The organism is Streptomyces xiamenensis, from assembly GCF_000993785.3.
Classification (GTDB): Bacteria; Actinomycetota; Actinomycetes; order Streptomycetales; family Streptomycetaceae; genus Streptomyces; species Streptomyces xiamenensis.
Window position 1 is genome coordinate 3,297,050 of the sequence record NZ_CP009922.3, and the last position, 14,378, is coordinate 3,311,427.

Annotated in this window: 10 protein-coding genes; 4 read left to right on the forward strand and 6 right to left on the reverse strand. The window is 72.6% G+C overall.

What is annotated here, in order from left to right:
• Window positions 1–57: 57 nt before the first annotated feature.
• The 5 genes from SXIM_RS15115 to SXIM_RS15135 all read right to left on the reverse strand — a co-directional run bounded on the left by SXIM_RS15115 (window position 58) and on the right by SXIM_RS15135 (window position 7,315).
• Window positions 58–1,296 (reverse strand): aminotransferase class I/II-fold pyridoxal phosphate-dependent enzyme, encoded by a 1,239-nt coding sequence (locus tag SXIM_RS15115; RefSeq protein WP_046724380.1) that lies wholly within the window; start codon window positions 1,294–1,296, stop codon window positions 58–60.
• 105 nt (window positions 1,297–1,401) lie between these two features.
• Window positions 1,402–1,641 carry an acyl carrier protein gene (locus tag SXIM_RS15120; protein WP_030729854.1) on the reverse strand — a complete coding sequence of 80 codons (240 nt, stop codon included), beginning with the start codon at window positions 1,639–1,641 and terminating at the stop codon, window positions 1,402–1,404.
• Between the two features lie 69 nt (window positions 1,642–1,710).
• Entirely contained in the window at window positions 1,711–2,967 is a 1,257-nt protein-coding gene (gene fabF, locus SXIM_RS15125) for a beta-ketoacyl-ACP synthase II (RefSeq protein ID WP_046724382.1), read from the reverse strand.
• Window positions 2,964–4,667, reverse strand: coding sequence for a thiamine pyrophosphate-binding protein (locus tag SXIM_RS15130; protein ID WP_030729849.1), 1,704 nt, complete (start codon window positions 4,665–4,667; stop codon window positions 2,964–2,966). The genes fabF and SXIM_RS15130 overlap by 4 nt, the downstream gene beginning before the upstream one ends.
• Window positions 4,664–7,315 carry an aldehyde dehydrogenase family protein gene (locus SXIM_RS15135; RefSeq protein ID WP_078846932.1) on the reverse strand — a complete coding sequence of 884 codons (2,652 nt, stop codon included), beginning with the start codon at window positions 7,313–7,315 and terminating at the stop codon, window positions 4,664–4,666. Before SXIM_RS15135 ends, SXIM_RS15130 begins: the two co-directional genes overlap by 4 nt.
• A 497-nt stretch (window positions 7,316–7,812) precedes the next feature.
• Here SXIM_RS15135 and SXIM_RS15140 point away from each other — a divergent pair, with 497 nt between their 5' ends.
• Genes SXIM_RS15140 through SXIM_RS15155 form a run of 4 tightly spaced genes read left to right on the forward strand, consistent with a single transcriptional unit; the run spans window position 7,813 to window position 13,340 of the window.
• Window positions 7,813–8,991 (forward strand): agmatinase family protein, encoded by a 1,179-nt coding sequence (locus SXIM_RS15140; protein WP_046724384.1) that lies wholly within the window; start codon window positions 7,813–7,815, stop codon window positions 8,989–8,991.
• Complete coding sequence (gene speB, locus SXIM_RS15145; RefSeq protein ID WP_078635316.1) at window positions 8,988–10,178, forward strand: agmatinase; 1,191 nt, start codon at window positions 8,988–8,990, stop codon at window positions 10,176–10,178. The genes SXIM_RS15140 and speB overlap by 4 nt, the downstream gene beginning before the upstream one ends.
• Before the next feature lie 4 nt (window positions 10,179–10,182).
• A complete protein-coding gene (locus SXIM_RS15150) occupies window positions 10,183–12,141 on the forward strand; it encodes a primary-amine oxidase (protein ID WP_030729837.1) in 1,959 nt (652 codons plus the stop codon).
• 8 nt (window positions 12,142–12,149) lie between these two features.
• Entirely contained in the window at window positions 12,150–13,340 is a 1,191-nt protein-coding gene (locus SXIM_RS15155) for an MFS transporter (protein WP_234306807.1), read from the forward strand.
• An 18-nt stretch (window positions 13,341–13,358) separates the two neighbouring features.
• Here the strand turns inward: SXIM_RS15155 and SXIM_RS15160 are convergent, their stop codons facing one another.
• Window positions 13,359–14,378, reverse strand: a complete 1,020-nt coding sequence (locus SXIM_RS15160; protein ID WP_030729831.1) for a PQQ-dependent sugar dehydrogenase — start codon at window positions 14,376–14,378, stop codon at window positions 13,359–13,361.

A 14,378-nucleotide genomic window follows, 5' to 3' on the forward strand; every position in this document is an offset into this window, starting at 1 on the left:
CGACGCCCATGAGGTCCCCGACGGCGTCACGCGCCGCGCGGTCCCGCTCCGTGGACGTCACAGGCCCAGGCGGCGGCGGTAGCTCGCGAGGGTGTGCAGGAAGCCGTCGACCTGCTCCTCGGTGTGGCCGGCGTGCGGGATCAGGCGCAGCAGCGCCTGATTGCGGGGCACCGCCGGGTAGCAGAAGACCGGCACGAGATAGCCGTCCTTGACGAACCACTCCCGCATCGTCATCGCGGCGTCGTCGTCGCCGATCGGCACCGAGAGCATGTAGGAGGCGGCCGGGGTGGTCGGCATGCCCATCTCGTGCATGCCGGCGCGCAGCCGGTCGGCCCGCGCCAGGTAGTCGTCGACGATCGACGGGTCGTTCGCCAGCGCCTCGATGGTGCGCCCCGCGACGTGGGCGGTGGGTGGCTGCATGGCCGCGGTGAACATCGAGGTGCCGGAGAGCACTTCGAAGGCGTCGATGGCGTGGGCCGGGCCGGCCAGCGCGCCGCCCTCCAGACCGACGGCCTTGGACAGCGAGACCATGACGAAGTCGGCCCGCTCCCGGATCGCCGCGTACTCCGCGGCGAACGGCCGGTGGGAGGGCCCGTAGAGCATGAAGCCGTTCGCGTCGTCGACCATGCTGATCGCGCCGTGCCGGTCGCACTCGTCGAGCAGGTCGATGACCGGTGCCATCGATCCGTCGGCCGAGTAGACGCTCTCGATGATCACCACGACCTTCCGCGACCGGACGCGGCCCAGCACGCGGGCCAGGTCGGCGACGTCGTTGTGCCGGAACGCGTGGACGGAGCGCCCGTACTCAAGGCCCTCGACGGCTTTCCACAGGCTCCAGTGGGAGTCCCGGTCGAGGACGAAGACGGTGTCGCGGTTGTGCACCTGGAGCGCGTCGTCGAACCGGGCGGAGTGGCTCATGGCATGCACGAAGCCGATGTTGGCCAGCAGCCCGGTCGCGAAGGTGAGGGCCCGCTCCTTGCCGGTCTGGCGGGCGATGGACTCCTCCAGCACCTGGTGCGGGCGGCAGACCCCCTGGGTCATCCGGGAGCCGCCGGTGGTCAGGCCGTAGGTGTGGGCCGCGTCGGTGAACTCGCGGGTCAGCGAGAGACGCTGCCCCAGGTCGAGGAAGTTGATGCTCGCGAAGTTCACCAGCTCGCGGCCGTCGCGGACGATCGTGGGCCCGACGACGCCGTCGATCACCGGCGGCCGGGTGACCATCTCGTGGCCGTTCGCGTCGACGAACTCCGCGAAGGACCACGGGGCGAGACGGTCGGTGGGGGGCGAGGTACTGGTCATGGTGTGCTGTCTCCTGAGGGCGGGGCGGGGCGGGGCGGGAGGGGAGAAAGTGCGGCGGTCGGAGGTCCGGCCCGGTTGCCGGCCGGACCTCCCGCACCCCTGACGTCAGCTCTGGTGGGCCGCGATGTAGCGGACCGCGTCATCGACCGTGCCGGCCATCTCGTCGTCCGGGATCTTGACCCCGAACTTGTCCTCGGCCTGGACCACGATCTCCAGCAACGACAGCGAGTCGATGTCCAGGTCGTCCACGAAGGACTTCTCCAAGGTCACGTCAGCCGCCACCACATCGGCGATCTCCTCGATGATTTCGCGGAGATCGGCCAGGATTTCCTCGTTCGTCGCCACCTGCTGTGTCCTTTCCTGAGTTGCCTGATGCGCATTGCGGTCACGGACGGGTCGCCCCGTGCGCCGGGGTCACCGCGCGCCGGGATCCGTACGGACGACGAGGGCCGCGTTGTGCCCGCCGAAGCCGAAGGAGTTGCTGAGGGCCACCCGCATGCCGGCGTGGGTCTGGGCCTCGTGCGGCACGAAGTTGATCCCCGGGTCGATCGGACGGTGGCAGTTCACCGTGGGGGGCACGGTCCCGGTGCGCAGGACCTGGATCGCGGTGACCAGTTCCACCGCCCCGGCCGCCCCGATCATGTGCCCGGTCATCGACTTGGTGGAGCTGACCGGGATGCGGGTGACCCGCTCGCCGAGCACTTCGCGCAGGACCGCCGTCTCGACGGCGTCGTTCAGCACGGTCCCGGTGCCGTGGGCGTTGACGTAGTCCACCTCGCCCGGCGCCACCCCGGCGTCGCGCAGCGCGGCCTCGACCGCCACGCGCGCGCCCCGGCCCTGCGGGTGCGGCGCGGTCCAGTGGTGGGCGTCGGAACTCGCCCCGTAGCCGATGAGTTCGGCGAGGACCGTCGCGCCCCGGGCCGCGGCGGTCTCGGCCGCCTCCAGCACGAGGACCGCGGCGCCCTCGCTCATGACGAACCCGTCGCGGTCGGCGTCGAACGGACGGCAGGCCGCGGCCGGATCGTCGTTGCGCGTCGAGAGGGCGCGGGCGTTGCCGCTGCCCGCGAGGTCGATCCTGGTGACGCAGGCGTCGGCGCCGCCGGCCACGACCGTGTCGGCGTCCCCGGCGCGGATCATCCGCAGCGCGGCGCCCACCGCGTCCGAGCCGCTGGCGCACGCCGTGCTCTGGGCCCGGCTGGGGCCCTGCGCGCCCAGACGCATGCTGATCTCGCCGGCGGCACCGTCGATGGCGGTGGTGATCGGGGTGAACGGGCTGATCGCCGCCGCGCCCTTGTCGCGCAGGGTGTTCACGGAGCGGGCGAAGGAGGCGACCGGTCCGTAGCCGCTGCCGATGACGACGGCGACCCGCGGGGCCATCTCCTCGTCGACGACGAGCTTGGCGTGCTCGCTCGCCTCCAGCGCGGCCGCCAGGGCGTACTGGGCGTAGGGGTCGGTGCGCCGCCTGACCGGGGACGGCATGTGGCGGGCCGCGTCGAAGCCGCGGACCTGACCACCGATGCGCACCCCAAGTCCGGTGAGGTCGATGCCCTCCAGGGTGTCGATGCCGCTGCGGCCGGCCAGCATCGCGTCCCAGGTGGCGCCGGCGGTGTGGCCCAGCGGGGTCACCGCGCCGTAGCCGGTGACGACGACCTTGCGTGGCGTGTCGCTCACTGCGGGATCACCTCCGCGTCGCGGATGGGCGGGGGGATGTCGTCGGGATCCACCGGCACCATGAGGACGGCCGTGCCGCCCTGCGCGCAGACCTCCCGCGCGGTGCGCAGTTCGTCGGCCAGCGCCTCCTTGTCGCGCAGCACCCGGTGGTGGATGCCCGCCTCGTCGAAGGCGGGCGGCGGCGTGCCGGGTCGGGCGAAGGCGTAGCGTTCGCCGTCGAGGCCGAGGCGGGCGCGCTGGGCGTCCAGCCATCCGTAACCGCCGTTGCACAGCACCACGTAGAGGACGCCGCCGTGGGAGCCGGCCGTCGCCGCGATGTCGCCGCGCGCCGCGACGAAGGCGCCGTCCCCGATGAACGCCGTCACCTCGTGCTGCGGGGCGGCGCGCTTGACCCCGATCGCCGCGGCCGCGCCGAAGCCCAGCGGGGTCTGCTCGGAGGGCACGATCGAGCCGCCTCCGGCGTGGAAGGGATAGCAGTAGGACCACATGTCCTGCAGGCCGTTCTCGGCCACCAGTACCCGGGGTTCGCTCGACGTGGCGTCCAGCGCGGCCAGCAGTTCGGCGATGCGTACCCCCGGCAGCTCCGCCGCCCGGGCGCGCTCGTCGTCGGCCTCGGCGGCCATGGCCTTGCGGGCGACGGCGATCTCGCGCGCCCACGGCTCGGTGTGCCCCCGGAGCCCTTCCGCGTGGGCGTCGCTCAGAGCCCGCGACCAGGCGAGCACGGCGCGCCGCGCGTCGCCGAGCACGCGCGGGCCCGGGAACTCGGCGGACAGGCCGGCCGGGTCGATGTTGACCTGGAGGACGGGCACCGGCGGCCAGGGCGTCCCGCCCTCGGTGACGGTCTCCTCCAGCCGGCCGGCCAGGGAGATCACCAGGTCGCAGCCGGCGAACAGTTCACGGGCGGGCGCCGAGGCGTAGAGACCGGCCACCCCGCAGAACAGCGGGTGGCGCTCGTCGACGGTGCCCCGGCCGGACGCGGTGGTGAACAGGGCCGCGTCCAGGCGCCCGGCGAAACCCTCGATCGCCCCGTCCGCGTTGAGGTGGCGCATCCCGCCCCCGACCAGCACCACCGGGCGCCGGCTCGCGAGGACCGCCGCCGTCGTCGGGCCGCCGGTGAGGGGGAAGGACTCGTCCTCCAGCGGCTCGGGCAGGCGCGGCCACGGGCCCGTCCGCACGATCTCCGCCGTGCGGACGTCGTCGGCGATCTCCAGGTAGACCGGGCCCGGCGGGGGCCCGGAGGTCAGGGCGAGCGCCTTCGCGGCGGCGGGCACGACGCGGTCGGGGTGGGTCACCCGGTGGGCCCACCGGACCAGCGGCGCCACCGCGGCGACCTGGTCCAGCTCCTGGAATCCGCCGCTGCCCCGGCCGCGCTCCGGGGTGCCCGCGGCGAGCAGCAGGACCGGCGCCCCGGACTCGCGCGCCTCCAGCAGCCCGGTCGCGGCGTGTGTGACCGCCGGGCCCTTGCCCAGCGCGCACACTCCGGGCCGGCCGGACTGGAGCGCGTAACCGGCCGCCATGTACACCGCGTTGCGCTGGTCGCGGCACGGCACGACGTCCACGCCCGCGGCGTCGAGCGCGCGCAGCAACTCCATGTCGTCGCCCGGCAGCCCGAAGCAGGTGTCCACGCCGGACCGTACGAGCAGGTCGACGACGGCCGGCCAGGCGCCGTCGTAACGCGCCCCGTCCCCGTCCCCGGTCACGACCGGCCCGCCGCGACCGGGCCGACGGAGGGCAGGTACTCGGCCGCCGACTTGGACATCAGCAGCGGCTCGGAGCGCCGCCGCCCGCCGACGGAGAGGTAGTTCGCCATCATGCCGAGCCCTCCGAACGGCCTGTTGCCGTTCTCGGCGTCCAGCAGCGTCTGGTCGACACAGACGCGGTGCCGCCTGGAGAGCACCTCGACCGTCTCCGGGTCGCTTCCGTACACCATGGCGCCCAGCGCGCGCTCGCCGACGTACGGGCTCGACAGCCGCTCGCGCAGCCGCTCCCCGTCGGGATAGGCGACGATGTTGAACACCGGCGCGAACATTTCGTCGAGGGGCATCTTGTCGTCGAAGTCCCATGCCAGGATGGTCGGTTCGACCCGCCGTGTCCGAAGGTCGATTCCGCCGCCGTGCCGGATGTGGTCCGCGTACCGCAGGAGGTACTCCGAGCACTGACTGAGGGCCGCGTCGTAGTACATCGGCCCGTAGTCGCAGTCGGGGTCGGAGTTGGCGCCGTAGCGCAGGGAGGAGAGCTTCGCCGAGAGCAGGTCGATGAACTCGCGCGAGCGCTCCTGGGGCACGAAGACGACGTCGGGGCCGTAGCAGTCCTGCCCGGAGTTGTAGAGCCGGATGGCCGCGAGGTCGTGCACGGCGTGCTCGAAGTCGGCGTCGGGCGCGACGACGAAGGGGTTGAGGCCCTGGCCGAAGAACAGGAACAGCTGGTCCGCGGTCAGCTCCTCGCGCACCGTCTCGGCGTTGGCGTAGCTGCCGGTGAACACGATGAGATCGGCCTCACGGACCGGCCCGGTGACGAACTTGCGCTGGGACAGGTCCGACAGCTCGATCGGCAGGCCGTGCACCGGGGCGAGCAGAGCGTGCAGCCGCCGTGCCTGGTGCGCGATCTGTGCGGACGGCCGGAAGGTGACGGTGTCGGTGTAGAGCGACGCCACCAGCAGATAGAGCGCGTAGGCGTACAGCGGAATGTTCGACGGCATGAACACCGCGGCGCGGGGCACCCGGCCGGGCCGGAAGTGGCGGATCTCCTCCTCGGCCCCGTCGAGGGTGGCCAGGAACGACTGCAACTCCGCGACGGCAGTGCGGTGGGGCGAGACCTCGGTGAGGATCTCCAGCACGGCGCCCTCGTTGTCGTGCGCCCAGCGGCGGACCGCGCGCAGCGCCTCCAGGCGCTCCGGGAAGGGGATGTGTTCCCCGGCGGGGCGGGACGCGGAGGTGTCGCCACCGGGTTGGCCGGCGGATGTGGACGGTAATGTCATGGCAAGGGACTCCAGTGCGGCGGGGTCGGGCTTTCCGGTGCTGTTCAGGGGGAAGTCACGGACCACGAGGACGTCGTCGGGCTGCTCGTAGCGGGCGAGCACCGCGCGGAACGCCCGCTTCCAGTACGCGCGTGGGCGGCCCCGCGCGTCGGCCACCACGAAGACCAGGCGGACGCCACGGCGTTCGTCCTCCAGCGCGACGACCTGGGTCGGGGCCCCGGCAGCCTCGGCCAGCTCGGCGAGATGGTCGGGGTAGAGCGTGTGGCCGTCGCGGTGCACCGCGCGTTTGCGGCCGATCGGGACCACCCGCCCCTCGTCGTCGATCAGGCCGATGTCACCGGTGTGGTGCACGGGGCCGGGCACGGGGACGATCTCGCCGTCCGGGCCGAGGTGACCGGTCATCAGGCCCGCGCTGCGCACCACCAGTTCGCCGAGCCGGCCGGGCGGCAGTGGCCGGCCGGCCTCGTCATGGACCTCGACGACCACGCCGGGCAGCGGGGTCCCGCATCGGACGGGGTCGGACGGCGGGGCGAGGGCGATGTTGCCGACCTCGGTCGCCCCGTAGCCGTCCAGCAGGGGCCGGCCGGTGTCGGCCGCGAAGCGGGCGGCCAGCGACTGCCCGAGCGGGGCGCCGCCGACACACCACGCGCGGACCCCGCTCAGCGCGTCCCGCAGCGCGGGCCGGCTGCCGAACAGGTTGAGCAGGCTGTGATAGGTCGGCGGGGTGGCGTCGACGATCGAGAGCCCGTGGGCCGCGCCGGCCTCCAGCGCGCGGTCCAGGCGCGTCGTCGGCCCGTAGACCACCAGCGTGCCGCCGCCCAGCCACCAGCACAGCACCAGGGACAGGCCGTACTGATGGGAGTAGGGCAGGACCGGCAGCAGAACGTCGTCGGCGCGGTAGCCCATCCGCTCGGCGCTGAGGGTGAGGTTGTCCAGGATCGACCGCCCCGAGCGCACGATGCCCTTCGGCGCTCCGGTGGTGCCCGAGGACCAGGAGATGACCGCGTCCGTCCTGCGTGACCAGGCCGTGAGATCCGGCACCTGTTCGTGCCGGCCGCGTGGCCCCGGGACGGCCCCGGGCGGCGCCGACGCACCGTCGATCTCCAGCACGACCCGGGCGCGTTCCCGGACCGAGGCGCGGTGCGCCGCCGTGGCGCGGTGGTCGCACAGCACCACCGAGGCGTCCAGGTGGGCCAGGGCCAGCAATGCCACGACCCATTCCGGAGAATTCGGACCGGACAGCATCACCCGCGACCCCGGCCCGATTCCTCGACGGGCCAGGGAATGCGCCTCGGAACGCACGCGAGTGATGATCTCGTCGGTTTCCCACGTGGTTCCATCAGGCACCAGTAATCGCCTGAAAAGAAACATCGGGCCCCTCCAGGGTGCCTGCTCATGGACATCGCCGAATAGGCGCGGAATTCTCGGTCAACTGTGGCGCTTTTCAGGGGTTTCCTCGGCGCGGAAGGCGCGAACTCCGGCTCACGACAAGGTGCGAACACCTCCTGGCGTCGCACATCCGCCCTGTACGGACGGGGGGTGCGACGGCGCTGAGGATGTCGCGGCCTCTACCGAGAACACGGCGCGGACCGCCGCGGTGGTTCATTCGCGGTGGAACCGAGCACCGCGAGAAAATACGGCCGATCCGTGTGCGGAGCCCCGGTGAACCGTGGACGGCCGCCGGTGCGTGTTCAGTACGTGACCCCATCTCATTCAGGCTTCGCGCACCCTTACCGGCGAGTATCCAAAGCGAGTTGGACGGAGCCGCAAAGCGCCGGCCACGAAAGCGTGGCCGGCCGGCTGTCCATGCGCGCGAAACGACGCTCCGGCGTGTTCTGCCCCGGGGCCCAGCGGCGTTCGGCCCCGGCATGACAGAGCTGGGTGCGCCCGAATGGGGCGCCTCGATGCGGGCGGCCCGGCCGCACCTCGGCACGGGCACCGAGGACCACGGCGCGGTCGACCACTACAACCAGGACCGGCCGCCCGGGCCCATCTATGTGCAACGGGCCTACGAGTACGGCCGGTCGGGCGTGCAGAGCTACATGGGCCTCCCGCTCTGCCTGACCCCCGAGGACCTGGTGGCCGGCGAGATCGACATCGCCGCCTGCGGGGTGCCCTGGGACGCCACCGGCACCGGTCGCAGCGGGGCCCGGCGCGGGCCCGTCGCGCTGCGCACCAGCGGGATGAACTCCACCCAGGAGTTCGCCCTGCCCGACCTGCACACCCGGGTGGACCCCTTCAAAGTGCTGCGCTGCGCGGACTACGGGGACGCCCCGACCGCGTCGGGCAACACCCCGGAGACCTTCGAGGACATCCGCAAGTTCGTCACCACCATCCTCGAGGCCGGTGCCCGCCCGCTGGTGCTGGGCGGCGACCACGGCATCACCTGGCCCTGCCTGACCGCGGTGGCCGACCACCTCGGCCACGGCGCGGTCGGCGTCATCCACCTGGGCGCGCACACCGCCATGGAGCCGGTCCAGGGCTGGCAGATGGGCGCCGCCCGCAGCGCGCTGCGCCGCGCCGTCGCCTCGGGCGTGATCCGTGGCGAGCACGTGATCCAGCTCGGCGCCCGCGGCTTCGACACCAGCGCGGGACTGCGGTCCTGGCTGCACGACAACGGGGTACGCGTCCACCCGGCGGCGGCGGTCGATCAGCACGGCATCGACACCGTCATCGACCGGGTGATCGCCGGGGCCACCGCTCCCGGAGCACCCGCCCGCCACTACCTGTCGATCTCCATCGACGTGGCCGACCCGATGTACGCGCCCGGCACGAGCAGCCCCGAACCGGGCGGGCTGCGCAGCACCGCCCTGCTGCGTGCTGTCCGCCGCATCGGTGCCGAGGTCGATCTCGCCGGCGTCGAACTCGTCGAACTCAGCCCGCAGTACGACAACTCGGGCCAGATCACCACGCTGCTGGCCCACCGCACCCTGCACCACACCCTGACCGGGATGGCCATGCGACGGCTGGGCCTGACCCAGCGCGGCTGGCTCCACCCCGACGCCCTCGACCATGGCCTCACCGACCGTCCCGGAGACCCCTCATGACCGGCACACACGACAGCCCCGACCACGCCGACCAGCACGCCCACGACCACCACCACGCGAGGTGGCCCGAAGGGTTCTGGTCGCAGCCACCGCGGCTGGGGGCGGGCCTCGAAGGACATGAGGCCGTCGACGACTACAACAAGGACCGCAAGCCCGGACCCATCCACGTCAACCGGCGCTACGAGGGCGGCTACTCGGGCATCCAGACCTTCGCCAAGCTCCCGGTCTGCCTGACCCCCGAGGACCTCGCCGCCGGCGAGATCGACGTCGCGGTGTGCGGCGTGCCGTGGGACTCGACCACGAGCGGTCGCAGCGGCACCAACCACGGCCCGATGGTGATCCGTTCGGCGGATCACCAGGCCGGCTACGGCCGGCCCCAACTGAGCCTGGACACCGGCGTGGACGCGTTCGAGGTGCTCAACTGCTGCGACTACGGCGACGCGCCGATCAGCGTCGGGAACACCCCCGTCACCTTCGAGGGCATCCGCAAGTTCGTCGGCACCATCGTCGAGGCCGGGGCGATCCCCCTCATCCTGGGCGGGGACCACGCGATCACCTGGCCCTGTGCCACGGCGGTCGCCGACCACTGGGGTTACGGCAAGGTCGGCATCGTCCACTTCGACGCCCACGCCGACACCGGTGCCGACGCCCCGCAGAGCCTGGCCAGCCACGCCACCCCCATGCGCAAGCTCATCGAGTCCGGGGCCGTGCCCGGCTCGAACTTCGTGCAGGTCGGTCTGCGCGGCTACTGGCCCGACCCGGAGACCCTCGACTGGATGAAGGAACAGCGGATGCGCACGCACTTCATGGCCGAGATCGAGCGCTTCGGGTTCGACCACGTCCTGCAGCGCGCCGTGGACGAGGCCCTCGACCAGGCCGACCACCTCTACCTCTCGCTGGACATCGATGTCGCCGACCCCGCCTACGCCCCGGGTACCGGCACACCGGAACCGGGCGGACTGACCAGCAACGAGATCCTGCGCGCGGTCCGCCGGCTCTCCTCCGAGGTCGGCATCGTCGGCATGGACATCGTCGAGGTCTCCCCGCCCTTCGACGACAAGAGCGAGATCACCTGCCTGCTGGCCAACCGCGCCGCCCGCGAAGCACTGACCGGGACCGCGATGCGCCGCCTGGGCATCACCGGCCCCGATCACCCGGCGCCCGCAGCCCCGAGCACGGAAGGGTGACCGCGTGAGCCCGCAGCACCCCCTCGACCCGCTGACCGCCGAGGAGATCACCCGGGTCGGCGAGATCGTCCGCGCACACCCTGTCTTCACCGACCGGACGCACTTCTCGTCCATCGCGCTGGCCGAGCCGGGCAAGCAGGTACTCAAGGACCACGCCCGCGGCGCCGTCGTCCCCGACCGGGAGGCACAGGTCGTGCTCTACGACCGCGAGCACCGGATGGTCCGCGAGGCGCGGGTGTCGCTGACGGGCGGCACGGTGGTCTCCACGGTGGACCGGATCGGGCAGCGCCCCCGTATGCAGAGCGCGGACTTCCAGGACGTCGTCGCCGCCATCAAGAAGGACCCCGAGTGGCTGGCCGCCATGAGCCGCCGCGGTCTGACCGACCCCGCCGTGATCGAGGTCCATCCGTGGCCGCCGGGTTACCACGACGAGCGCGACGACTACGCGCACCGCCGGGTGACCAAGGCGCTGACGTTCGTGCGCCCCACCCAGGACGACAATCCGTTCGCCCGCCCGCTGGAAGGGGTGGTGGTCACGGCCGATCTCGACACCGCCGAGGTCCTGCGGGTCGAGGACGTCGCCCGGGTACCGGTCGGCGAGGACGACGGGCGCCACGGCCCGCGGCAGGCGACCCGCGAAGGCGTACGCCGGCTGGACATCACCCAGCCCGACGGCCCCAGTTTCACCCTGGACGGACATCTGCTGCGGTGGCAGAACTGGTCGATGCGGGTCGGCTTCAACGACCGTGAGGGACTGGTGCTCCACCGGATCAGCTACGACGACCGGGGCCGCCGGCGTTCGATCATCCACCGCGCCTCCCTCTCGGAGATGTGGGTCCCCTACGGCGATCCCGCGCCACTGCACCGCAACAAGGCGGTGTTCGACGAGGGCGAGGCGGGGCTGGGGAAGCTCGCGAACTCCCTGGTGCTGGGCTGCGACTGCCTCGGCGAGATCCGCTACCTCGACGGCGTCTGCGCCGACTGGGACGGCAGCCCCTCCGTCATCGAGAACGCGATCTGCATCCACGAGGAGGACACCGGCATCGCCTGGAAGCACACCGGGCACAGCGAGGGCTTCGAGGAGACCACCACCGATGTCCGCCGCGGCCGCCGCCTGGTCGTCTCCTCGTTCTCCACACTGGAGAACTACGACTACGGATTCTTCTGGTACTTCCACACCGACGGCAGCGTGGAGTTCGAGGTCAAGCTCACCGGCATCATCTCCACGGGCGGCGTGCCCGCCGGCGAGGTGCCCTCCTCGGGCACCGTGGTGGCGCCCGGGGTCTACGGGCCGCATCACCAGCACGCGTTCAACGTGCGGCTGGACATGGCCGTGGACGGCGACCTCAACTCCGTCGTCGAGTGCGACTCCCGGCCCGCCCCGCTCGGCCCGGACAATCCCGTCGGCAACGCCTGGACCGTGCACACCACGCACCTGGAACGCGAACTGGGGGCGCAGCGCGTCGCCGACGCCTCGGTCGCGCGAACCTGGACGATCCAGAACGAGCGCGTCCGCAACGCCCACGGCCAGCCGGTCGGCTACCAGTTGATCCCCCAGTCCGGGGTGCTGCCGCTGCTGCACCCCGACAGCCCCATGCTCGGCCGGGCCCGGTTCGCGACCAAGCACCTGTGGGTGACGCCCTACCGGGAGGGGGAGCTGTTCGCCGCCGGGGACTACCCGTTCCAGAGCCCGCCGGGTGAAGGGCTGCCCCGCTACACCGCCGGCGACGAGAACGTCCGCGACACCGACATCGTGGTCTGGCACACCTTCATCGCCCACCATGTCGTCCGGCCCGAGGACTGGCCCGTCATGCCGGTGACGACGGCCTCGGTGCACCTGCGGCCGGCCGGGTTCTTCGACCGGAACCCGGCGCTCGACCTGCCGCTGCCCCGCGACACCACCAGCGGGTGCCACCCCGCCCCCGGCGCCGGAACCGGCGCGGACGCGGTCTGCCATCCGTGAACCCGTCCGTGACCTCGCGCCTGATGATCCTGTCCGTGGGCGCGTTCGTGCTCGCCATCGACGGGTTCGTGCTGCCCGGTCTGCTGCCCGAGGTGGCCGCGGACCTCTCGGTGAGCGTGGCGGCGGCGGGACAGCTGATGACCGCGTTCGGCGTCACCTACGCCGTCAGCTCGCCGGTCATCGCGACCCTCACCGGGCAGCTGGACCGCCGCCTCGTCATCTGTACGGGCATGGTGGTGTTCCTGCTGGGCATGGTGCTCCAAGCCGCCGGGCCCACCTACGGCGTCGTCATGGCCGGGCAGATCGTCGCCGCGCTCGGCGCCGCCGCCTTCCAGGCCAACGCCTTCGCCGTCGCCGGAGTCCTCGCGCCGCCCGGCCGCCGCTCGCGGGCCTTCGCCATGATCGCCGCGGGCGCCGGCCTGGCCGCGGTCCTCGGCATGCCCATCGGGCTCCTGATCGGCCAGCTCTGGGGGTGGCGCGGAACGTTGTGGACCATCGCCGCGATGGCCGCGGTCGCGGCGGTGCTGGCCGGCCTGTTCGTGCCGTCGGTGACCTTGCCCGCCACCACGATGCGCGCCCGGCTCGCGGTGCTCGTGAACCCGCGCATCCTGGCGCTGCTCGTGGTCAGCGCGCTGCTGATCACGCCGCAGTACCTCCTCGGCTCGTACGTCTCGGCGGTGGTGGGCATCAGCTCGCCGGGTGACGGCACGGCCATCATGATCGCCCTGCTGCTCTACGGAGCGGGGGTCTTCGCCGGCACCCGGGTGATCGGCCGGTTCGCCGACCGCTTCGCGGCGGTCGCGGTGATCGTCACCGGTCTCGGCGTCGTCGCCCTGAACTCCGTGCTTCTCGCCGCGGTACAGCACTGGTTCCTGCCCACCCTGGCCGTCCTGTTCATCCTGGGCATGACGGCCCTGTCCCTGGTCATCCCCCAGCAGAACCGGGTCTTCGTCGCGGGCGGCGATGTCGCCGTGATCGCCCTGAGCCTCAGCGGGGCGATGAACCACATCGGTGCGGCGCTGGGCGCCGGAATCGGCGGGGCCGTCCTCGCCGGCGCCGGCCCGCTGTGGCTCGCCCCCACCGCGGCGCTACTCGCTCTCGGCGTCATCGCGGTGGTCCTGATCACCGCTCCCGAATCCTCCGCCGCCCGGCGCACCCACCCGGGGCGGGGGCGGTCCCGCGACGTCCGGCTGACGTGAACCGCCCGGTGCCTTCCGTCAGGTGACGGTCAGGCGCAGCACGCTGGTCTCGGTCAGCAGGTAGAGGTCCTCGCCGTCCGGGGTGGGGAGGACGGCGTGCAGGGGGCCCAGGTCGTTGGTCAGGAAGGGCTCGGGGGTGGCGTTGGGGAGGGGGTAGCGCCACAGGGTGCCGGATTCGGTGGTCATCCACAGGGAGCCGGCGATCTGGGTGAGGTCGGTGGGGTTCTCCGTGGCCGGGACCGTGGTGTCGGCCGGGGGGAGGGGGTTTTCGGGGGTGATGGGCAGGACGTCGGTGGTGGTGCCGTTGCCGGGGTCGATCGTCCACAGCTGGCCCATCAGATCCCAGGCCAGCCCGCGCAGGTCGGTGTGGCCGGTGGAGATGGCGGCGGTGGCCGCGGGGCGGGCGGGGTCGATGCGCAGGATCTCGCCGGCCGGTCCGGTGCTGGTGTACAGCATGCCGTCCGGGCCGAAGGCCATCAGGCCCGCGCCGCGCGGCAGATCGCGGGCGGCGGCGGAGCCGCTGGGGCGCAGGGTGCCCGCCTCGTAGGTGTAGCGGGAGATGCGGTTGTTCTCGGCGCCCTCGTAGGCGATGTAGACGGACTCCTCCCACGTGGCGATGTCGACGATGGTCGTCTCGTCCGCGGTGGTCTCTATCTCGCCGGCCTGGGTCACCGTGCCGCTGACCGGGTTCAGGTGGTAGACGGCGCCGCCCGTGTCCGGTGTCAGCAGCAGGGAGCCGTCCGGGAGGGGGGCGGCGTGGCGCAGGCCCTCGGGGAGGTCCTCGGCGATCGTCTCCGCTATCGCCACCGAGCCGTGGGGCGGGGCGATGACGACCGGGGGATCCTGCGGCTGTTCCTCGCCGGGCTCGCCGTCCGGGCCTTCGCCGGGGGCCCCGTCGTCCGGTGGCGGCTCCTGGGGCGCGGGCTGGGCCCGGGCGACCTGTTCGGCCCGGTTCTGGGCCGGGCCGCCGGCGCAGGCCGTGGTCAGGGCGGCCAGGGCGAGAGCCAGGGCCGCCGCCACGGCCGGCGCACGGAGCAT